General features: G+C 47.3%; 26 protein-coding genes and 1 pseudogene. 12 read left to right on the top strand and 15 right to left on the bottom strand.

The window, feature by feature from the left end:
* Nucleotides 1–91 precede the first annotated feature (91 nt).
* Nucleotides 92–502, bottom strand: coding sequence for an NAD-dependent epimerase/dehydratase family protein (locus H6G00_RS08370; RefSeq protein ID WP_190796404.1), 411 nt, complete (start codon nt 500–502; stop codon nt 92–94).
* An 88-nt stretch (nt 503–590) separates the two neighbouring features.
* Here H6G00_RS08370 and H6G00_RS08375 point away from each other — a divergent pair, with 88 nt between their 5' ends.
* The 7 genes and pseudogenes from H6G00_RS08375 to H6G00_RS08405 all read left to right on the top strand — a co-directional run bounded on the left by H6G00_RS08375 (nt 591) and on the right by H6G00_RS08405 (nt 7,077).
* A complete protein-coding gene (locus tag H6G00_RS08375) occupies nt 591–1,505 on the top strand; it encodes a LysR family transcriptional regulator (protein WP_190796405.1) in 915 nt (304 codons plus the stop codon).
* Between the two features lie 97 nt (nt 1,506–1,602).
* Nucleotides 1,603–2,314 (top strand): annotated as a pseudogene (locus H6G00_RS08380) (IS6 family transposase).
* Between the two features lie 111 nt (nt 2,315–2,425).
* Nucleotides 2,426–3,154 carry a phosphonate metabolism transcriptional regulator PhnF gene (gene phnF / locus H6G00_RS08385; RefSeq protein WP_242042189.1) on the top strand — a complete coding sequence of 243 codons (729 nt, stop codon included), beginning with the start codon at nt 2,426–2,428 and terminating at the stop codon, nt 3,152–3,154.
* A 173-nt stretch (nt 3,155–3,327) separates the two neighbouring features.
* Complete coding sequence (gene phnC / locus H6G00_RS08390; protein ID WP_190796406.1) at nt 3,328–4,143, top strand: phosphonate ABC transporter ATP-binding protein; 816 nt, start codon at nt 3,328–3,330, stop codon at nt 4,141–4,143.
* A gap of 113 nt (nt 4,144–4,256) precedes the next feature.
* A complete protein-coding gene (phnD, locus tag H6G00_RS08395; protein ID WP_190796407.1) occupies nt 4,257–5,300 on the top strand; it encodes a phosphonate ABC transporter substrate-binding protein in 1,044 nt (347 codons plus the stop codon).
* Between the two features lie 88 nt (nt 5,301–5,388).
* The gene (gene phnE / locus H6G00_RS08400; protein ID WP_190796408.1) at nt 5,389–6,222 is read left to right on the top strand and encodes a phosphonate ABC transporter, permease protein PhnE; all 834 of its coding nucleotides are present in this window, start codon (nt 5,389–5,391) and stop codon (nt 6,220–6,222) included.
* Nucleotides 6,223–6,402: 180 nt separating this feature from the next.
* A complete protein-coding gene (locus H6G00_RS08405) occupies nt 6,403–7,077 on the top strand; it encodes an O-methyltransferase (RefSeq protein ID WP_190796409.1) in 675 nt (224 codons plus the stop codon).
* A gap of 16 nt (nt 7,078–7,093) precedes the next feature.
* On the opposite strand, the gene H6G00_RS08410 is transcribed toward H6G00_RS08405, so the two are convergent.
* From H6G00_RS08410 to phnG, 13 genes are all read right to left on the bottom strand, one after another.
* Complete coding sequence (locus tag H6G00_RS08410) at nt 7,094–7,522, bottom strand: class I SAM-dependent methyltransferase (RefSeq protein ID WP_347278162.1); 429 nt, start codon at nt 7,520–7,522, stop codon at nt 7,094–7,096.
* Nucleotides 7,523–7,652: 130 nt separating this feature from the next.
* Nucleotides 7,653–8,330: an HAD-IA family hydrolase gene (locus H6G00_RS08415; protein ID WP_190796410.1), complete on the bottom strand. Its 678-nt coding sequence runs from the start codon at nt 8,328–8,330 to the stop codon at nt 7,653–7,655.
* 13 nt (nt 8,331–8,343) lie between these two features.
* A complete protein-coding gene (locus H6G00_RS08420) occupies nt 8,344–8,889 on the bottom strand; it encodes a phosphonate degradation HD-domain oxygenase (RefSeq protein WP_190796411.1) in 546 nt (181 codons plus the stop codon).
* Nucleotides 8,846–9,445 carry a hypothetical protein gene (locus H6G00_RS08425; protein WP_190796412.1) on the bottom strand — a complete coding sequence of 200 codons (600 nt, stop codon included), beginning with the start codon at nt 9,443–9,445 and terminating at the stop codon, nt 8,846–8,848. The genes H6G00_RS08420 and H6G00_RS08425 overlap by 44 nt, the downstream gene beginning before the upstream one ends.
* Nucleotides 9,438–10,601 carry an alpha-D-ribose 1-methylphosphonate 5-triphosphate diphosphatase gene (locus H6G00_RS08430; protein WP_190796413.1) on the bottom strand — a complete coding sequence of 388 codons (1,164 nt, stop codon included), beginning with the start codon at nt 10,599–10,601 and terminating at the stop codon, nt 9,438–9,440. Before H6G00_RS08430 ends, H6G00_RS08425 begins: the two co-directional genes overlap by 8 nt.
* Before the next feature lie 31 nt (nt 10,602–10,632).
* Nucleotides 10,633–11,769: an alpha-D-ribose 1-methylphosphonate 5-triphosphate diphosphatase gene (locus tag H6G00_RS08435; protein WP_190796414.1), complete on the bottom strand. Its 1,137-nt coding sequence runs from the start codon at nt 11,767–11,769 to the stop codon at nt 10,633–10,635.
* 3 nt (nt 11,770–11,772) lie between these two features.
* A complete protein-coding gene (phnL, locus tag H6G00_RS08440; RefSeq protein WP_190796415.1) occupies nt 11,773–12,516 on the bottom strand; it encodes a phosphonate C-P lyase system protein PhnL in 744 nt (247 codons plus the stop codon).
* 21 nt (nt 12,517–12,537) lie between these two features.
* Complete coding sequence (gene phnK / locus H6G00_RS08445) at nt 12,538–13,308, bottom strand: phosphonate C-P lyase system protein PhnK (protein WP_190796416.1); 771 nt, start codon at nt 13,306–13,308, stop codon at nt 12,538–12,540.
* A gap of 3 nt (nt 13,309–13,311) precedes the next feature.
* Complete coding sequence (locus tag H6G00_RS08450; protein WP_190796417.1) at nt 13,312–14,184, bottom strand: alpha-D-ribose 1-methylphosphonate 5-phosphate C-P-lyase PhnJ; 873 nt, start codon at nt 14,182–14,184, stop codon at nt 13,312–13,314.
* Complete coding sequence (locus H6G00_RS08455) at nt 14,171–15,364, bottom strand: carbon-phosphorus lyase complex subunit PhnI (RefSeq protein ID WP_190796418.1); 1,194 nt, start codon at nt 15,362–15,364, stop codon at nt 14,171–14,173. The genes H6G00_RS08450 and H6G00_RS08455 overlap by 14 nt, the downstream gene beginning before the upstream one ends.
* Before the next feature lie 123 nt (nt 15,365–15,487).
* The gene (locus H6G00_RS08460) at nt 15,488–15,859 is read right to left on the bottom strand and encodes a GNAT family N-acetyltransferase (RefSeq protein WP_199318391.1); all 372 of its coding nucleotides are present in this window, start codon (nt 15,857–15,859) and stop codon (nt 15,488–15,490) included.
* Nucleotides 15,831–16,451, bottom strand: coding sequence for a phosphonate C-P lyase system protein PhnH (phnH, locus tag H6G00_RS08465; RefSeq protein WP_190796419.1), 621 nt, complete (start codon nt 16,449–16,451; stop codon nt 15,831–15,833). The genes H6G00_RS08460 and phnH overlap by 29 nt, the downstream gene beginning before the upstream one ends.
* Nucleotides 16,452–16,456: 5 nt before the next feature.
* Entirely contained in the window at nt 16,457–16,915 is a 459-nt protein-coding gene (gene phnG, locus H6G00_RS08470; RefSeq protein WP_190796420.1) for a phosphonate C-P lyase system protein PhnG, read from the bottom strand.
* Between the two features lie 251 nt (nt 16,916–17,166).
* On the opposite strand from phnG, the gene H6G00_RS08475 reads away from it, so the two are divergent.
* From H6G00_RS08475 to H6G00_RS08495, 5 genes are all read left to right on the top strand, one after another.
* Nucleotides 17,167–17,532 carry a metalloregulator ArsR/SmtB family transcription factor gene (locus H6G00_RS08475; protein WP_190796421.1) on the top strand — a complete coding sequence of 122 codons (366 nt, stop codon included), beginning with the start codon at nt 17,167–17,169 and terminating at the stop codon, nt 17,530–17,532.
* 77 nt (nt 17,533–17,609) lie between these two features.
* Nucleotides 17,610–18,062, top strand: a complete 453-nt coding sequence (locus H6G00_RS08480; protein WP_190796422.1) for an ArsI/CadI family heavy metal resistance metalloenzyme — start codon at nt 17,610–17,612, stop codon at nt 18,060–18,062.
* A gap of 87 nt (nt 18,063–18,149) precedes the next feature.
* Entirely contained in the window at nt 18,150–19,190 is a 1,041-nt protein-coding gene (locus H6G00_RS08485) for a permease (RefSeq protein ID WP_190796423.1), read from the top strand.
* 53 nt (nt 19,191–19,243) lie between these two features.
* On the top strand, nt 19,244–19,855 hold the full coding sequence (locus tag H6G00_RS08490; RefSeq protein ID WP_190796424.1) for a hypothetical protein: 612 nt from the start codon (nt 19,244–19,246) through the stop codon (nt 19,853–19,855).
* Nucleotides 19,856–20,035: 180 nt separating this feature from the next.
* Entirely contained in the window at nt 20,036–20,317 is a 282-nt protein-coding gene (locus tag H6G00_RS08495) for a hypothetical protein (protein ID WP_190796425.1), read from the top strand.
* A 27-nt stretch (nt 20,318–20,344) separates the two neighbouring features.
* Here the strand turns inward: H6G00_RS08495 and H6G00_RS08500 are convergent, their stop codons facing one another.
* Nucleotides 20,345–20,542: a hypothetical protein gene (locus tag H6G00_RS08500; protein WP_190796426.1), complete on the bottom strand. Its 198-nt coding sequence runs from the start codon at nt 20,540–20,542 to the stop codon at nt 20,345–20,347.
* Between the last annotated feature and the right edge of the window lie 68 nt (nt 20,543–20,610).

Raw genomic sequence — 20,610 nt, forward strand, 5'->3', positions numbered from 1 at the left:
AACACGAGTTAGAAGACTACTTACCCTTCTGGCAACGTTCTGAAACATTGCCCAAATGGGACATCACTATTGTTCCACAGTAATGGGTACTTTATTTTTCCGCAAACCCCTTAGCAGGCGTTTTGAAGGGACCTATCTGCCTGCCATATACTTTGCCTCCTTGGATCAGGACAATGCGCTCTAGCAGAGGAGCTACAGGCTCAATTGCTTCGACAACGTTAGTCAGCATCGCCAGATTCTCAGCAACAGGGACTGAGAACGTCGGACCTCCATAGAAAGCGGTGTAGAAGATGTGAGTGATATCAGTCAGTTTTTCAAGCTTGGTTACCACATCATCACGCTTTAACAAATCGACAGCGATAAATTGTGCTGTACTCTTCAAAGGTGGTTGGCTTCTAGAGAGTCCGACAATTTTCCAAGCTTCCTGCTCCGACAAATATTGAACCAGATTCTGTCCAATACCTCCCGAGGCACCGACAATCAATGCTTTTTGGGTAGTCATCTTTAGCTCCTTTGTCTGAGTTAACTATGGCAGTATTAATATATATTTGGTAGACGATTAATAAGAATAGTTGTTATTCATATTGCGTATGAGTAAATCTCTAGACCGCTTATCGTTGCTACAAACATTTGTGAGAATCGCTGATGCTGGTAGCATCAGTGCCGCCGCTCGAGCAATGGGCTTGTCTCAGCCATCGGTTAGCCGTCAGCTTGGTGAGCTTGAATCACGCTTCAAAGCTCAGTTAATGCGCCGAACAACCCATGACCTTTCCTTGACAGCAGCTGGTGCTGAGCTGTTAGCGGATGCTCGCCGCATCCTAGACGAATGGGAAGCTTTAGAGGAAAAACATCTAGAAACTGAGGACGCTTTGCGTGGCAAACTAAAGGTCGTCGTGCCAGTTGCTTTAGGTCAGCTCCACCTATTGGATACTGTGCTACGGTTTCAGCGGCAGCACCCCTCACTCTCGCTCTCCTGGCAATTAGAAGACCAGACTATTCGTTTTGCAGAAGTAGGTTGCGACTGCTGGGTCAAAATTGGCTTAGTTCCAGATGATTCTTTAATCGTGGAGCCCTTGGGTCAAGTTGAGCGTCTGGTTGTTGCTATTCCCGAACTCCTCGAAGCGCACGGCACAATTAAAACACCCACCAATCTAGAAAAACTACCTTGTGTTGCGCTAGAACCTTTTGAAGGGGGACGGATTCCACTGACAAATTCACAAGGCAAGACAGTCATGGTACTTCCTTTTATACGAATGACGACTAATAATATCTTTGCTCTTCGCAGAGCCACACTGGCTGGTATAGGGATAGCTGTGCTGCCACGTTGGTTTATTGAGGAAGATTTGCAAAGCCAAAAGTTAGTAGACTTGCTACCACAATGGCGGGCACCAAAGCTGACTATTCATGTTGCTTCCTTGTCAGGACGCTATCGTCCTCGTAGGCTCCAAAGTTTCTTGGAAGTTCTCAGAGCTGCTGTACTTGAGATTCCAGGCATTGAACAGTAGACTCACTACACTACTGTGTACCTAATTCCCATGGCTGTGTCGCAAAAACCGGCGAATAGTAAGGTAAGCAGGACTAAACTCTCCTTCCTGCCCTGTGATGTCTACAGCTTCCTTGTTTAAGTGGCGGCACTTTTTGCCCCAGATCATCCGACTCAACGTCCGCTGGTATTGTCGTTACGCCTTGAGCTACCGAGATTTGGAGGAGATGATGCAGGAGCGGGGGGTGGAGGTAGACCACTCGACGATCAATCGTTGGGTCTTGAGGTATGCCCCGGAACTGGACAAACGCATTCGACCTTACTTGAAGCCGACAAACAATTTATGGAGGGTAGACGAAACTTACATTCAAAGTTAGGGGAGTGTGGAAATATCTGTATCGCGCTGTCGATTCAGCAGGTAACACCTTAGACTTCATGTTGAGTGCGAAACGGGATGGCAAGGCAGCAGCACGCTTCTTCTGCAAAGTACTCAAGGGTCAGCACACCCATCCTCCACGAGTCATTACAGTGGACAAGAATGCCGCTTATCCAGTGGCAATAGACGCTCTCAAAGCAGATAAAACGATTGAAGAAGAGACCCAATTAAGGCAGAGCAAATATTTGAATAATGTGGTTGAGCAAGATCATCGAATCATCAAGCGCATCGTGAAGCCGATGATGGGATTTAAGACGTTCAACAGTGCGAGGAAAACTTTGAGCGGGATCGAGGCAATGAATCTGATTCGGAAAAGACAAGCGAAAGGAATCAAACAAGGGAATAGTGTCTCTGGAGCCAAGTTTATTGAAGTACTCTTGGGTATTACTGCTTAAGGAAATGTAAAAGATACCGATCGTTTGTCCTTAAAAAGTTTTTGCGACACAACCCTAAGGTTGGCATAGCTCAAACTTTGCAGCAGGATCATAGAGGCTAGCAGGTATTTGATGACATTCATGGATCAGGCAACCTCACCTTTATACATTCAAATTGCAGATGAATTGCGACGCAGTATGGAGGAGTCGATTTACCAGATTGGCGATCAGTTACCAACGGAAGCGGAGCTGAGTGTCCGATTTGGAGTAAATCGCCATACTTTACGACGAGCTATCGAAGTGCTAAGGCAGGAAGGATTAGTCCGGGTCGATCGTGGACGCGGTATGTTTGTTGCGGCGGTTCCCATTTCCTACACGTTAGGTAAGCGGGTGCGCTATAACGAGGCATTAAAAGCGCATGGCTTACAGGTAAGTCACCAAACGTTACGCACTATAGAGATTCTGGCTGATTCATCGATCGCCAAACGGCTAGAGCTAGAAATTGGTGATCCGGTGGTTTTGTTTGAGCGTTTAAGCTTAGCCGATGAACAACCGATTAGTATTGGCAGTAGCTACTTTCCCAGCCAGCGTTTTCTAGGACTTCTAGAGCGTTGTCAGGAATGCCATTCTGTTTCTAAACTGCTGCAAGCGTATGGGTGCGATCACATTCGTCGCAGTACCCGCATTTCTGCCCGATCGGTTCAACCCAGAGATGCCCGTTTACTAGCACTGCCGCTCACTGCACCCATTCTCTTAACTGAATCGATTAATGTGGATCAGCAAGGGCGAGTGATCGAATATGGGGTAACTCGCTTCCGGGGCGATCGAATGGAATTAGTGATTAAGAATGATTTGTCTTAGCTTTTTTACTAGACCTTAAGACCAGCTTGAGTAAGGCTTAATCTAGCATTTGCCCTACCTTAATCCATCTCTCGGACAATAAGCAGCAGGACAAACTTTATCTAGATGTCTAGACAACTATAAGGTTAACTCCTACTCCCGCCGAAGCCGTGCCCTAGCATCTCACTAAAGTTATGCAGAATTTATTAAGTCCTACGGCTGTTGAAGTCAAAGGTTTAACCAAATCGTTTGCGAAGGGAAAGTTAGCTGCGCTGAGAGAGGTTAGTTTCTCAGTTGCAGATGGAGAAATGATCGCCTTAGTAGGTGCATCAGGTTCAGGCAAATCCACATTGTTGAGAAACATCAACGGTCTTCAGCAGGCGGAGCAAGGCAGCGTTGAAATTTACGGTACTGCCCTGCAAAGCAACGGATCTCTTCACTCTAAAGTCAGAAAGATTCGTAGTCAGATTGGCTTCATTTTTCAGCAGTTTAATCTAGTTAACCGTCTGACGGTAATTGAAAACGTTTTAGCAGGAAACTTGTCGCGCGTTTCCGCTGCCCGGTCTGCTTTACACTGGTTTACTTCCGAAGAAAAGGCGCGTGCCCTTGCTGCCTTAGAACAAGTTGGCATTTTGGATCAAGCCTATAAGCGAGCTTCAGCATTATCGGGAGGGCAACAGCAGCGAGTGGCGATCGCCCGTTGTTTAATGCAGGGAGCACGAATCATTTTGGCAGATGAGCCGATCGCCTCTCTTGATCCAGAATCTGCCCGTAAAGTAATGGAGTTACTAACTCAACTGAGCCGGAAACAGGGCATCACGGTGATTACTTCCCTGCATCAAGTGCAAGTGGTGCGGTGCTACTTTGATCGGGCAATCGCATTGAAGGATGGGGAAGTGAAATTTGATGGACAAACAGGCGATCTTGATAATTCCAGACTAGATCAAATTTATGGTACAGCCGCCGAAGAACTTGTGTTGAGCGGTCATGCGGAAGTGTTTGCGAATTGACTCTTCATCTAGAAGAGATGTTCGAAATGTCAGAGTTGTGAGGTTTGGATTCCATTTTGAATCCATTGAGACTGTTTGCAATTTTCATAGTTTTTATAGGGATAGAAATAGATATGCTCACTCAATTTTCTAAAAGATGGGTTTCACTACTGACTGCATCTGTCCTCAGTGCGAGTGTGCTGGCAAGCTGTAGTAGTTCTCAAACTGCACAGCAGGAATCTTCTAACACTGCAAACTCTCAAACCTGCGCTCCTGAACTTGAAGCAATTGATTTTGGCATTATTTCAACCGAATCCCAAGACAATCTCAAGCCAAAATGGGACCCTTTTGTTAAGGCAATGGAAGCTCAACTGGGTCGTCCGATCAATGCATTCTATGCTACTGATTATGCGGCGGTAATTGAGGCAATGGGAGCCAATAAAGTTCAGCTTGCCTGGATGGGTGGGAAGTCTTACATTGAAGCAGCAGAGCGATCGAATGCCGAAGCATTTGCTCGTGTCATCAATGAAGATGGCACCAAGGGATATTATTCGCACCTGATCACGAACAAAGATAATCCGATCCTGTCTGAGATTGATGTCAATCAGGGAAATGGCGATCAATATGTGATTCAAAACGCTGGTGATTTGACCTTTGCCTTCAATGACCCCGAATCAACCTCTGGTTTTTTGGTGCCCAGCTACTACGTCTTTGCCAAAAATGGGGTGAATCCTAATGAGGCATTCGAGCAATTAACCTTTGCTGGAAGTCATGAAGCCACTGCCCAAGCTGTCGCCAATAATCAGGTCGATGTCGCAACTAACAACAGTGAACAAATGTTGGTCATCGAGGAATCTTCTCCTGAAACCCGTGAGAGAATTCAGATAATCTGGACATCGCCCGAAATTCCCAGCGATCCATTAGCATACCGCAAAGACTTGCCCGACTGCCTCAAAGAGCAAGTGAGAGACTTCTTCTACAACTACAACGATGCCGCTATTTTAGGTGCTTTGGATTGGTCTGGATTTGAACCAGCAGAAGATGAAGATTGGAATGCAATTCGAGAGTTGGAAATCGGCAAGGAAATCCTGGAAGTTCAGAACGACGAGAATCTCAGTGAACAGGAAAAACAGCAGAAGATTGACGAACTGAACCAACAATTGGAAACGTTGCAGTAACGTTTCATAGTGCTACGCGCTTAATTTCCTTTGAAAGCCCTATACTACGGGACTTTCAAAAACATTTGCCTAAACTATGTAGTGCTATATGAATGAAAAGAGCCTGCTAGCTACATCCGATTCTCAGCCTTCTCCTGCCGTACAAGCAGTGTTGGAGCAGGAGAAAAAGCTAATTACACCACGTCGAATTTTCTATTTGGCGATTGCCCTGGTTATCCTGGTTTACTCTGGGCAGCAGAGCGACCTGAGTGTGATTGAGTTGATTCAGGGTGGAGGCAACATGGCGGAGTATATCAGCCGCTATTTCCCGCCTGATTTTAGAGATTGGCGGCTCTACCTGCAAGATACGATCGAGACGATCGCAATGGGGCTTTGGGGCACGATTCTGGCGGCGATTGTGGCAGTACCACTAGCAATTCTGGCTTCAGAAAATCTTTGTCCGTCGTGGTTGGTTTTCCCGATTCGGCGAGTGCTAGATGGGATGCGTGCCATAAACGAAGTAGTTTTTGCGCTGGTCTTTGTGGTTGCAGTTGGCTTAGGTCCGTTTGCTGGTGTGTTAGCTTTATTTGTCCACACAGCGGGGACATTGGGTAAGTTATTTTCAGAAGCGATCGAGGCGATTGATCCAGGTCCGGTTGAAGGCATTCGTGCTACCGGAGCCAGTAAGTTGCAGGAAATTGTGTTTGGTGTCATTCCACAAGTATTGCCGTTGTGGACATCTTTTACGCTCTACCGCTTTGAAGCTAATGTTCGTTCTGCTTCGGTGTTGGGGATTGTTGGCGCAGGTGGAATTGGGGTTTCGCTGTATCAAAGCTTTCGATCGTTCAAGTATCCTAAAGTTTGTGCAATTTTGCTCTTTCTGATTGTATCAGTGGCGATCATTGATACGCTTTCATCTAAGTTAAGACAGCGACTGATCTAGAGCATTACGCAGAAAATTTCTTCCTAATCACCTAAGCAGCATACTGTGCAGAAAAGCCTCGTCTATTCTCTAGAATCAAATGGATAGGTAGGGTTTTTCTGTGCATTACTATTCACTATCTGGGCTGAATTTGCACAGTGGTATAGAAGAGGGTCTTGTTACTCCTACCAGAAGAGATTAATGACTCAAGAAAAATGGACAGCAGTCGATCGCTACATCACCGATATACTTGTGCCTCCTGATCCTGCATTGGATGCTGCGCTCCAGGCTAGTGACGCGGCTGGGTTGCCCCCTCATAACGTTTCACCGAACCAGGGAAAGTTGCTCATGTTGTTAGCTTTGATTCACAAAGCACACAACATTTTGGAGATTGGCACATTAGGCGGTTACAGCACAATCTGGCTGGCGAGGGCGTTACCTACCAATGGTCGCTTGATTACCCTCGAATCTGATCCTAAACATGCCGAAGTTGCCCGCCACAACATCACCCATGCTGGTTTGACTAATATCGTTGAAGTCCGTGTTGGGAAAGCTTTAGATACGCTTGCAAAGCTCGCTACGGAGAATTGTCATCCATTCGACCTGATTTTCATTGACGCAGATAAGCCAAGCAATCCAGAGTATTTTTCATGGGCACTAAAGCTCTCTTGCAAGGGCAGTTTGATCATTGCTGATAATGTTGTGCGGGATGGAGCCGTGATCGAGCCGGATAGTGTCGATCCTAAAGTTCAAGGAATACGCCGTTTTAACGAGATGCTTGGTTCTGAGCCACGGGTGAGCGCAACAGCGATCCAGACCGTTGGCAGCAAAGGGTATGATGGCTTTGCGATCGCTCTTGTCACCTCTGATCAGTAGCAATGTTGCTACAAAGCTATTTGTAGCGAACAGCAGCCTCAACTGCCATCAGTTCCCAAATCAGAGTTAGCCGAACTCTCGTGGAGCGCCCAACTTGAAACTGCGCTGAAGCCAGCATGTTATGCAATTCCTGTTGGGTGTAGCACTGTTTGTGAGCAGGATCGATCCATTTCAAGATAAGGTCGCACAGTTGACAAAGCCAACCATCACGACACCAGTCTAAAAGTACAAGTCCGCCATCTGGTTTCAAAACTCGTTGCATTTCCCGTAAGGACGCTAATGGATCGTCAAAGAAGTGAAATGAATTGGCAGAGATGACAACATCAAAGCTGCGATCGGGAAAGGGAAGCGATCGCACGGTTGCTTGTTGAAATTTAACGTGGGGAAACGCTTGTAGTTTTTGTCTGGCTTTAATCAACATCTGTTCTGAAAGATCTACACCCACGATTTGCTGATGGGGATTTTCTGCAACTAAAAGCCTCGTATCGATTCGCTAATTGATCGTACTGATCACGAACAGTTAATTCAATTTCACTTTCCCTAGCCTGAGACATATTAAGCCATCCTAACCCTAGCTATACTTGCTTCCCAAAATTCCACTGTTGAGGATCAAACTCATTGAGTGAACTTAAAACTTTATCCGCTTCCTGAAATAAACTTTTATCCATGATTGGGTCGGGGACGGCAACAACGGTCATACCTGCCTGTTTGGCAGCAATTACACCTGCAAGAGAATCCTCAAACACTAAACAGTGTTCTGGATGTACCCCTAATCGTTGAGCTGCAACCAAGAAAATATCAGGCGCAGGCTTACCCTGCTTAACTTCTGGATCATCTCCCAGCACAATGCAGTGAAATTGCTGTATCCACTCTTGATGATGGGTGATTTTGGCAGCAAAGGGACGCTGAGAAGAACTGCTGGCGATCGCCTGAGGAATCCCTGCTTGATAAAAATGTTGGGTTAATTCCATTGCACCAGGCATTGGGCAGGATAAAGGATATAGGTCGTAGATGATGGCAGCCTTTTGTTCTATGTACTCTTGAACGGTGAGCGGCAATGCCAGCATATCAATGATAATTTGAGCCGAATCCTCTGCCTTGCGCCCCATGACTTTTGTCCGCACAGAGGCATCAAGGGTTTTGTCATAGCGAGCGGCGATCGTCTGATTCACTTGGGCATGAATGAATTCCGTGTTTAACAGTAATCCATCTAAGTCATAAATGAGGTGAGTAGTTGATTTTAAGTTAGACATCCCATATTTTCTATTAAGTTAAGCAAGAGACTAAGATCGGGGTGAAATGTTCAAGGTCGGGGGTTGACAGATTGGCAACTTTAGCGCGATCGTCCCAGATGCGAAGCTGTACGGCATCTTTAGCGTAGGGTTGAGCAATGAACGATGCAGCAGCTTCCGCTGAAAAAATGCCGCCCTGAAGTTTTAAGCTGCGCTTAGAGGCAGGAGAAAGAGACTCCCAATAGGTTGAACCCACTGCACAGAGATAGCGTTTCGCATCTACATGCAGGCGAATCGGTTCTGTCACAGAGGGTTTAAATAATGTTTGCAGCAATGGCATGGCGCGATATTCATGGCGATCGTCTAGACCACGATCGGCAACGTTCTCACCTAAATCATGCAGCAAGTGTCCTAAATCGTGCAGCAAACAGGCAGCGATGAGATCGGGAGTGCGATCGTCATTTTCAGCTAAGGTCGCGCATTGCAGCGCATGTTCCAGTTGACTAACAGCTTCCCGTCCGTATTGGCTATTGCCTTTAGTTATGAGGATTTCCAGAATTGGTTTGAGTCGAGATTGCATGACCAAATATAGGGAGTAAAGAACTTAATTTCCAGGATTGATGGCATGTCCAGCGATAATCAGCATGGCGTTGATAGAAGCGTAATTCCCATTGAACAGATGCCTGTAAATCGATGCACTCTTGAGCGAGTTGGATCAATGATTCAGAGTGCTCAAATTGAAATTCATAGGCTAAACTAAGGTGCAGCCAATCCTTGAGCCGTAAAGCATCCGAGCGCGTTGGAGAAACAGCGAGTTCGGCAAAGATAGCGATTACTTTTTTCAACCAATCAGACTGGAGTTCTAATCCATGCCAGTCAGAGCGAAAGGTTAATTTTTGAATGGTAACAACCGGATCTGGAGAAGGTTGAGCTTGCTTGAGGGCGCGATCGAGTGCCTGCACGTACAAGGGAATTGCCACTTCCTCATCCTGAAAAAAGCCCGTCAAGGTGCAGTGCGGCATATAACGATGAGCCGCATTTTCGCCACAAAAGGTAAGGCTTTGCTGAAAGTAGCGATCGAGCTGATCCGCCAGTTCACCGACTGGACAGGCATACACGATAAAAGTTTCAGGCATGACGAGCTACCTCTCGTCCCTGGATATAAATAGAAGCGATCGCGGAGGGCAATGTATAACCCGGTTTAACCAACAGAAAATCGGCATCCAATCCGGCGGCAATGGCACCTTTGCGATCGCCAATTTCTGCCGCTTTTGCCGGATGAGTGGAAACCAGTTTCCAACTTTCCTCAAAGGGCATTAATCCCATTTCTGCCATCTTAAACGGCGCATGGAACAGAGACGGATAGTGATAATCAGAGCAAAGACAATCAAGAACTCTGGCTTCTGCGGCGGCTGCCACACTCATGTATCCAACGTGCGACCCACCCCGAATCAGGTTAGGCGCACCCATCAACACAGACGCTCCGTACTCATGAGATTTAGCTGCTAGCTCAATAGAGGCTGGAAATTCAGCGATCGCCACTTGCCGCCTCTTGCTCAATGCCACATCTGCTTCGGACTCATCATCATGGGAGGCAACGGGAATCCCCAGTCGGTGGGCTTGTTCGACCAAGTGTTCAATTTGGTGTAATCCTTCGTCTTGACGGGTAATTGCCGCTTCAACCAACGATCGAATTTCGGGCAGGGACAGTTTGATGCGTTGTTGCAAGCCTTTGGTGTAACGGGTCAAGGTTGCATCATCCGTGGCATCCGGGACGTGATTGTTCAATGACAGGAGATGAACAGTACCGTTTTCTAACCACTCACACAATTCCTCATGGTGCTCTGTATTACTTTGTTCATGTCGGATATGAATGCGGCTGTCAACCTTAAGATTCAGCGACTGGTGCAGAATCGTGTCAATAAGTTTTCGAGCCGTATCGCGGCTGCGTAAACCCGGTTCAAAAGAATCTGTGATGGAGTAGTAAAAGGTGGTAATTCCAGCTGCGAGGAGGGTACGGTCGTTTTCCGTAATAGCGATTTCTAGCGGAAAATTCACACCCGGACGAGGGCAAATCATCCGCTCGAAGGCATCGCCGTGAATATCTACAATGCCAGGAAGCATTTGTAAGCCTGTGACATCGATCGCAACAAATCCACTCGGTTTACTGGTTTGATCAATCTGGATAAACCGACCCTCTTCAATTAAAACCGTCGCATCTCGAAGCCAATCCGCTGGCGTTAATACATCTGCGCCTTGTAGGGCAATTTTGGTTGTGGTTGATGGTTGCATCCGTTTTCCCCTGTTTCGCCTATGGATCTTGTCAAGCAACTCGTTGTCCCTGCCGAACTACTGAGGTGAGCCGAGGCAGAACGCCATCATCATGAACCGTGACAAAATCTGCCCGCTTACCAATTTCGAGGGAACCGCGATCGCCCTCTAACCCAATGGCTTTCGCTGGATTAATCGTCACCAATCTCATGGTTTGATGAATCGGTTTTCCAGTGGTGCGAGTGATTAAAAAGATGGATTGCAGCAAACTTTGGGGCACATAGTCGGAGGAAATAATATCAACCAGATCAATCTCGACCAGTTCCATTGCCGAGATATTGCCAGAGTGAGAACCTCCCAAAATCAAATTCGGCGCACCCATAAGAATTTGTAACCCATGGCGGTGTGCTTCTTTCGCTGCATCCAATGTAGTAGGAAATTCTGCAATGGCAGCACCATCAGCAACCGCTTGCTGCACATGTTCTACAGTGGCATCGTCATGGCTGGCAAGAGCAATTTGTTTGGTGCGAGCAAGCTGCACTAAATTTTGGCGGTTGCGATCGGCGTGAGTACCCTGAGCCTCGATGCGATCCTGGATAAATGCATCCACTTCTAATGCACTGATGCCATGTTTGCCCATGTAGTATTGCTTGTACTTCTCAATATCGGCGAACTGACGCTGACCGGGGGTGTGATCCATCAGTGAAATGAGAGAGAGTAACGGGTGATCGGCGTACTGTTCGGTCACGTTGTAGGCATGTTCATACACCAATTCACACCGCAAATGCAGGCGATGATCGACGGCAAATCGTCCCTGTTCCTGTCCCTGTTCGATCGCTCCAATCATCGGTTCAAACTGCGTCAGACGAATTGAGGTCGGCGTAACGTCACCAACAGCGATCGCATCACAAACCGTTGTAACTCCGGCACTGATTAATTCACGATCGTGATAGAGTGCGGCTGCATCAAAGGGGAAACGTACTTTGGGGCGGGGTGAAATACATCGTTCTAGGTTATCGGTATGGAGTTCAATCAATCCTGGTAAAAGATAGTCTCCATCTCCGTTCTGACCCTGAGCGACCACTCCGGGCTGAATGTCTGCAATCGTGCCATCTCGAATCACTAACGTCCCTAAAACCTCTTGGTCGGGAAGCTGAAGCCGATAGTTGGTATAAATCTGTTCATTCATGACTTAATCTTCTCGTTCAAAGGTTAAGACTCGATTACAAACGCGATCGCGTACTTCATCATCATGAAAAATGCCAATCATGGCACATCCCTCTGCTTTGCGTTCCTCGATCAACTGCATTACCGCTTCACGATTTATCCCGTCCAATGCTGAGGTCGGTTCATCCAACAAAAGAATGGGATAATTGACAGAGAATGCTCGCGCAATGTTAACCCGTTGTTTTTCACCGCCAGAAAAGGTTGTAGGAGATAAACTCCAGAGACGTTCCGGTAGATTTAATCGAACGAATAATTCTCGTACTTTGTCGTAGGCAGTTTCCGGGTTGTATCCCAGTTCCATTAAAGACTCTGCCGCTACCTCCAATGCTGGAACACGCGGGATCACCCGCAAAAATTGGCTAACGTAGCCGATCGTTTTTTGACGAACCGCGATGAGTTCGTGAGGTTGCAGCGTTGGCAAATCCACCCAGGTTCCGTCATGCTGCACCCAAATTGAACCGCGATCGACCCGGTAGTTGCCATAGAGCGATCGCATTAGCGTTGATTTTCCTGATCCGGAGGAACCAACTAACGCCACGCATTCACCCATTTCAACACTTAAAGAGACACCCTTCAAAACAGGTAAATGAATTCCACCTTGATTGTGTAAGGTAAATCCTTTGTACAAAGTATCAGCGTGAAGACATACGTTTGAAGCAACATCAGGGCTTCGTTGGCGATGATTAGAGTTCAGCAGTTGAGATGTCATAGATACTCTTGCAATGAGTGACTAGGGAACTAACGTGGCATTCACCAGTTGTTGTGTGTAAGGATGCTGCGGATCATCTAGAACTTGATCCGTTAATCCTTCTTCAACCACAACTCCGTTTTGCATTACCATCAGACGATGAGCGAGTAATCTGACTACGCCAATATCGTGCGTGACAAGAATGACGCTCAGATGCAATGTTCGTACAAGAGAACGCATCAAATCCAGTAACTTTGCCTGTACTGAAACGTCTAATCCACCTGTGGGTTCATCCATCAGCACCAGTCTGGGTCGCGTGATCAGCACACGGGCTAACTGCAATCGCTGCTGCATCCCTCCGGAAAACGTGTTGGGGAATAGGTCGATGCGATCGCCCGGAATTTCGACCTGGCTCAACCATTCCAAAGCGTCTGCCCGAATATTGCCATAATGCCGCTCTCCGACATTCAGTAATCGCTCTCCAATGTTGGCTCCTGCCGTTACATTCATCCGTAGCCCGTCTCTCGGATTTTGATGCACAAAACCCCATTCTGTTCGCATCAACAACCGCTGATGGGCTTCTGGGAGTTCTCCCAAATCCAGTACTTCTCCAGCCCGGTTTTGATAAATTACCTGTCCCGAATCTGGAGGTAAATGTCCAGCGATCGCACTCAACAACGTCGATTTTCCCGATCCCGATTCACCAATAATGCCAAGAACTTGCCCCGGATACAGACTGAAGGAGACATCCTGGCACGCGCGAATCTTGCCATAGGATTTACTCAACTGGTTGACCGTTAGTAGAGGTTGCATCACTTACTTACCCTGTCTGCGATTGCAAAAATCCGTATCTGAACAAATCCACATGCGATCGCCGCGATCGTTAATCACAATTTCATCCAAATAACTTTCTGTTGATCCACAAAATTCACAAGCATGATCCCAGGTTTCGATCGTAAAGGGATAATCTTCAAAGTCGAGACTTTTCACCTTTGTGTAGGGCGGTACGGCATAGATGCGTTTTTCTCGTCCTGCTCCAAATAACTGCAATGCTGGACTCATGTGCATCTTAAGGTTATCAAACCGGGGAATCGGACTCGGTTTCATCAAGTAGCGATCGTTCACCATTACCGGATAGTCGTAGGCAGTTGCAATCTGACCGAAGTGTGTGATGTCTTCATAGAGCCGCACATACATTGAGCCGTACTCTTCCAAGGCGTGCATTTTGTTCGCTTCGGTGCGAGAGGGTTCAATGAAATACAGCGGTTCTGGTAACGGCACTTGGTACACCATAATCTGACCTTCTCGTAATGGTGTTTCTGGAATACGATGGCGGGTCTGGATTAGGGTAGCTTCCTCCGTTCGTTCTGTTGTTTGCACCCCACAAACTTTTTGAAAGAAGCGTCGAATATTGACTGCATTGGTCGTATCATCGGCTCCTTGATCAATCACTTTCAGGACATCCTGTTGACCAATCACAGAAGCCGTGACTTGAATGCCACCCGTTCCCCAACCATAGGACATCGGCATTTCTCGTGAACCAAAGGGAATTTGATGTCCTGGAATGGCAACCGCTTTCAAGAGCGCCCGCCGAATCGATCGCTTGGTTTGCTCATCTAAATAGGCAAAGTTAAACCCTGGTTCAGGAGTGGTAGACGTAGAAGTAGAAACAGATTCAGGCTGTGACATTGGCATTCTCCACTGCATTCTCGGTAACAGACACCTGGCTCATTTCGGAATTCATTTCAGAATCTATTTCAGATGTCTCTGTTGCCTCTTGTCTTAATTTCCGAATTAAATTCAGTTCTGCTTGAAAATCGATGTAATGCGGCAGTTTCAAATGCTGTACAAACCCTTGTGCTTCCACGTTGTCGGAGTGATACAACACGAACTCTTCGTCTTGCGCGGGTGCAGTCATCTCTTCACCCAACTCCTTGGCTCGTAGAGCGCGATCGACCAGTGCGATCGACATCGCTTTGCGCTCGTTGTAGCCAAATGTCAATCCGTATCCTCTTGTGAATTGTGGTGGAATCTCTTTGCTGCCCTTAAACTGATTCACCATTTGTACTTCGGTTACGGTGATAGCAGCGATCGCCACCTCAAATCCCAACTCTTCTGGGCAAATGATCACCTCCACATCGCCCACTCGGATCTCTCCTGCAAAGGGATGATTCTTGCCATATCCTCGCTGTGTGGAATATGCCAAGCCCAACAGAAACCCCTCATCGGCACGCGCCAAATTTTGTAACCGTGCTTCTCGACTGGCAGGTGTGCTCAACGGTTGACGGGTAATATCAAACGGAGACGTTTCTGAATGAGGTTGATGTCCATTAGTCGAGGTTCCATTTTGCGATCGCCCCAATTCTTCCTCAATTAACCCTTCCTGTCCCAGAGTATCGATGACACGCGGCATAGTAGCTTGCTGCGGTTCTGTTTCTGGGGCGATCGAGTTATTTCCTTCAGCGGCTAGTTTGAAATCCAATAGGCGATGCACATAATCGAAGGTTGCACCGAGACGTTGCCCCCCCGGAACATCCTTAAAGATGGCAGAGATTCGACGTTGGATTGCCATCTGGCTAGTATCGATCGGACGACTGTAATACAGACGAGGCAAGGTTGTACGGTAAGCCCGGAGCAGAAAAACGGCTTCCACCAAATCGCCCCACGATTGCTTAATCGCTAACGCTGCCAGATCTGGGTCATAAAGGCTACCCTCACTCATGACGCGATCGACTGCCAGCCCCATCTGCTGCTTAATCTGCTCCAGCGTTAGCTCTGGAATATCGGGATCACCTCGTCGTCGCGCTTGCAACAACGCTTCAGCATTCTGAATGGCTTGTTCGCCTCCTTTCACTGCCACATACGCCATAACGATTTCACTCCTGATTCAATAGTTGTGGAATTAATTGTGAGATTACGTGGTCAGATCAACGACATAACTGAATCCATGCTTGGTAAAGCCAAGAGATTCATAAAAGGCGTGAGCATTTTTTCACTTTAGATTCGTTGATAGCGCCATCTTGTAACACTCGGACTGTCGGCATTGCTCTAGGGCAAACTGCATCATTGCTTTACCAATTCCCTGACCTTGACATGTCGGATCGACCGCAACCGCTTCCACAATGCCCGATGGATGACCCAGATGCAGCAGGTTATCCATAACCAGCAGCGCAAACGTGCCAACGATAGAGCCATTCAAATCAGCCACATAAAGGTGGTAGTTGGGATAGTGATGCATCTTCTCAAAGAACGCCTTGGACTGCGCCATCGAGGGCTTCAATCCATCATCTAATTCTGGTTGGCTATATAAGTCCAAAATGGCTGGTAAATCGGCTTCAGTGGCTTTCCGGATGGCGATCGTCATTACGCTTCCTCATGTTTTCATGCTTGATGTCAGTCGAACGGGGTAGACCGATGACATAGGTTTGGTCAAACAGAAAAACATCCACCCCTAATGGATAAGCGTGATGATTGCTGACCCACTGCTGCCAAAATTGCGCTGGAAGCTGAGGGGCAATCGCCCTTTCACCTAAAATCCCCGGTCCTTGCAGCACAACCGCCTCACCATCCACCAAACCCTCAACCTGAATTAGCAGGGTTGTAGACGCTTCTGGATACTCAGCCGTACCGGGATGCAATGCTTGCAGAGCAGGCGATCTAGCCACATCCCAAATCACTGCAAAATCTGCCTGTTGAGGATCGGTTGTGAATCGGCATCCAGTATGAAAGCGCAACCAGGATTCAATCTCTAATCCGGGCTGAAGCCACACCTGAGTTTCTAGATCAAGCAACGTCAAACAAGCTGCTGCACAAGCTGGAGACATACCATCGGGTGGAGTGATGGATGTTGTTATTGTGCAGGAGCAACCGGGGTGAGCCAACGCCTCTAACAAGGTGCGAAAGGTCGTTTGAGCCTCGTGAACTGCGTCTTGAAATCCAGGTAATGAGATGACCATACCGATTAACTCCCCCGCACCAGGGTAAAAAAGTTGACTCGCGTTGACTCAGCTTGACGCTGTTGTTGCTCCTGTTGCTGTTGTGCGATCGCTTGAAGCGGCAGAATTACCTGCGTTTGGATCACATCATGCCAGTCAGAATGTTGAAGCAAGGCATCACATAGGGCTGCCAGTTCAGCATGACGGTGCGATCGACCTGCCACATAGCCAAACCCGACGATTGCTTCCTCTAGATCGGGTGTTTCTAGCTTCACGACACAGCGCGTAATGGTCATTTCACCCAGATAAAAGGGTTGTCCTGTACCCCCGGTTCGCCCCTGCACCATCGTCAAACCAATCTCTGGAGGACGCAGAAAATTGTAGTAAGGGAGATGGGTCAAGGTTGAAACAACGTGTTCTAGCTGAAGCGGTGTAACCTTTGCCAGAGTCGCCATCCAGGACTGTCGCGGGGTTAAATCTGCCATGAGCAATCCTTAATCTGTTCTTAAAATTTATCTAGATGTCTAGACAAATTATGGGTGATCGAGAGACGCATTGCAAGGAAGATTAACCGAAGAACTCCTGTTTCAAATGCAGCAACTGAATTGATGTTAAGAACAGCAATTGCGATCGCCATTCTAAGGCATTGTCCAGCCTAAGATGTTAAAGAATCACGATCAAATCTTCACATCTGACTAATTGACGACCCAGTTTATATTTTGATAATTATAGAAATATGGAAAAAGCACCTCTAAGCACCTCGTCTGTCGAATCCATTGCTGAAATCTTCTCAGCATTGGGGCAGGTTTCGCGCCTGCAAATTGTTCGGCTGCTGCTGGCTGCTTATCCTAAAGGATTGCCAGCCGGAGAGATTCAGAAAGAGTTGGGCATTTCCGCCCCGACGCTTTCCCATCATCTCGACAAGCTGCGTCAGGTGGGTGTTTTGCAAACCGAGAAAGACCGCCAATGGATTTGGTACAGTGTCCGTTCTGAAACATTGAAGCAGTTGATGGAATTCCTCTACGCCGAGTGCTGTACCCGAAATCATGTGGTGGTATTAGAAGAATCTGCGGATAATTCAGATCAAGACTGCTGCGCTTAAAAGTAGGGCAGCGTACCTCTCCTGTTTTTTTTGCTCCCAATTTCGACGTTTGTAAAAATACCAAAGGAGGTATTGCAATGGCTACTTTAAAGACTCATATTGCATTAAACGTCACGGACTTGGACAAATCGGTAGCTTTCTATCAGGTGATGTTTGGTATTGCTCCAGTAAAGTACAAAGCCGACTATGCCAAGTTTGAGCTGGAGCAGCCTGCCCTCAACCTAACGATGAATTTGACCGGTCGGGTAGAACCACATGGCGCATTGTCCCACTTAGGAATCCAGGTCAGCAGTACTGAAGACATAAAAGCCGCGATCGATCGCTTCACAACCGCAGGTTTGGCAACCTTTGAGGAAGAGGATACAGACTGCTGCTATGCGTTGCAGGATAAGGTCTGGGTGACAGACCCCGATGGCAATCGCTGGGAAGTATTCGTTGTGAGGGTGAGTGATACTGCATCCGAAGAGAACAGTTGCTCAATGATACAGATTGCCAATCAAGCCAAACTTACTAAGCCATGCTGTGCTTGATGTGGGTTCAGTAATGAGGTCGTCTGCAGTGGATAGGGCTATATCACCACTAATTCAGGGATTATCACAATAAAGGACAGCAATTCTATGACAACAAATGTTGTAACGCGCTTAAACCGCAGTGTGCGGCAATTGGATGGGGTATTTCTGGCGATCGCCCTGATTCTCATCGTTCTGGCAATCCTGGTTCCGCCTCAAGCTTCTGACAGCATTCGCTTTGTCCTCAAGAATCTTTTGAAAGTCGCGCCTTTTCTCTTTCTATCCATTGGAATTGCTGCCTATGCTCAGGCAACTGGGGCTGACAACTTAATCGCGAAAGCATTTCAGGGACGTGTCTCGGTGATGATTCCAGTTGCTGCACTGATTGGGGCACTTTCCCCCTTCTGTTCCTGTGGTGTTATTCCGCTCATTGCGGCATTGTTATCAATGGGGGTTCCTGTTGCCGCTGTTATGGCATTTTGGCTATCTTCTCCGCTCATGGACCCATCTATGTTTGTGCTGACAGTCGGCACATTGGGACTACAATTTGCGATCGCCAAAATCATCGCTGCACTTGGCATTGGTTTGCTCGGAGGATTTGGTACGCTGCTGCTCGTCAAAGCAGGAATCTCCACTGAGGCGTTTAACGCACCCCTCAAAGAAGGAGCTAGCAACGGAGGCTGTGCAGGCAGCAAAATTCGTAATCCTAAATCCGTGGTTTGGCAATTCTGGCACGATCCAGAACGGCAGCAAAAGTTTTGGAAAGGGGCGCGAAAAAATGCTGTGTTTTTGGGTAAGTGGTTAGCCCTGGCTTTTGTGTTAGAGAGTCTGATGGTAGTGTATGTACCTGATGGTTGGATTGGGACGATCGCTGGCGAAGACAGCCTGCTCTCTATTCTTGGAGCCGCTCTGGTTGGTATTCCTGCCTATCTCAATGGATACGCCGCACTTCCCCTGGTTAAAGAGTTAATTCATCAAGGTATGAATCCCGGCGCAGGCATGACATTTCTCTTGGCTGGTGGAGCTACCAGCATTCCCGCGATGATTGCAGTGTTTGCCCTAACCCACCGTCCCGTTTTCCTGGCGTATCTGGGGTTTGCCTTCCTCGGTTCAGTTCTGTCAGGACTCGCCTTCAGCCTAATTGTGTAGTGCTTCATTGCCCTTCTTACCATTGCCCTCTCCTACAATTGCTGGAGTTCACCATGCATCCGATTGATGTTTTACCGGATAGCCCGATTCAACCCGTGAGACAAATCTCTAAACTGTTCCTGGAGCGTGGGATTTTCTCATTTCAGGCGGCGTGTCGTTATGTCAAAGCGATGCCCTATGGTGCTAACTCCAACAACGAGGATTCGTTGATTTTATTTCAAGAAGAATGCGGCACCTGTACCACCAAACATGGGGCGATCGCTCGTTTAGCTCAAGAGCTTGGATTGGAGGTTTATAAGAATCTTGGCTTCTATCGACTCAACGATGAAATCGTGACTGGCGCAAGTAGTTTGCTTGAGCCACATGGTCTAAACTTCATTCCTCAAATTCACTGTTTTCTAGAGTATGGCGAGTTTAGAGTCGATTTGACTGAGGGCAACTGCAACGGCAAGAACAAAACGATCGAAGCGTATGATTTTGTCGTTCGCGTCAGTCCAGATTTAACTCATCTTGAAGAAGAGCAGTATTATCTCAGTTACCTGAATCGATACTTTACGATTGACCCCCAGCTAGCGATCGCAGGAATTCCAACCATCTTGAAACTACTTGAGGCTTGCAATCGACAAGTCAAATATCAATGCTCACTGATGTCGCTCACTCGCTGAAAGATTCTGCTTCGCGAGCCTTAGTACAGGGTGAGCGAGGTCCCTATGACGGGGATTGGATTTACTGGAGTCAATGAAATCAGCACACCTCCGACTATCAAACCAACAGTTGTCAAACTATTGGTTTGATAGTCAGGGAAGTGTCAATTATGTGGATTGTATTTTCAGTCAGAGGAGCTGATGAAAGTTCACCATGTGGACGGCAATTCAGCCAACTATCAACAGAACAATCTGGCGCTATTACATCGACATCGTCATGACCAATTGCACCGAAGTCTGCGTGACAAGCACCAGACGGTTGAGGAGTCGTGTGAGGTGCAAAATCTCAAGCACGGTTCTGAAGACCAGCGGAGTAGGCGACGCTCCGCTGAGTTTAACTCCATTGCTATACAAGGGCGAAGATACACGGGCGATCGAAATCTTTTATCCATATCAACCGGCGAAGATTCGCCTACCGAATGAAGAGAGCATGTTTTATGCGGAGAAGCTTTACCGGAAATGGCGAGGCTGATGGGCCAGTAGGGCTTCAGTAATTTGCTCAAAAATTGATCCAAATTGATCTTTCGCACGCTCAAACTCTGGTACTTGCCAATCTGGTACTAAAGCGTCATCTAGTTGCTTCGCATCTATTAAACCGGCACTCATTGATCTTGCATTTTTCAGGCTGAAATCTTTGCAGATAGCCACTCTGCTTTAGCGACTTACATTGCTGGGTTAATAGATAGGCGGGACAGCGGACTTCAAGTTGCAATGCC

This window comes from Leptolyngbya sp. FACHB-541, assembly GCF_014695875.1.
Taxonomy (GTDB): Bacteria; Cyanobacteriota; Cyanobacteriia; order Elainellales; family Elainellaceae; genus JAAUTN01.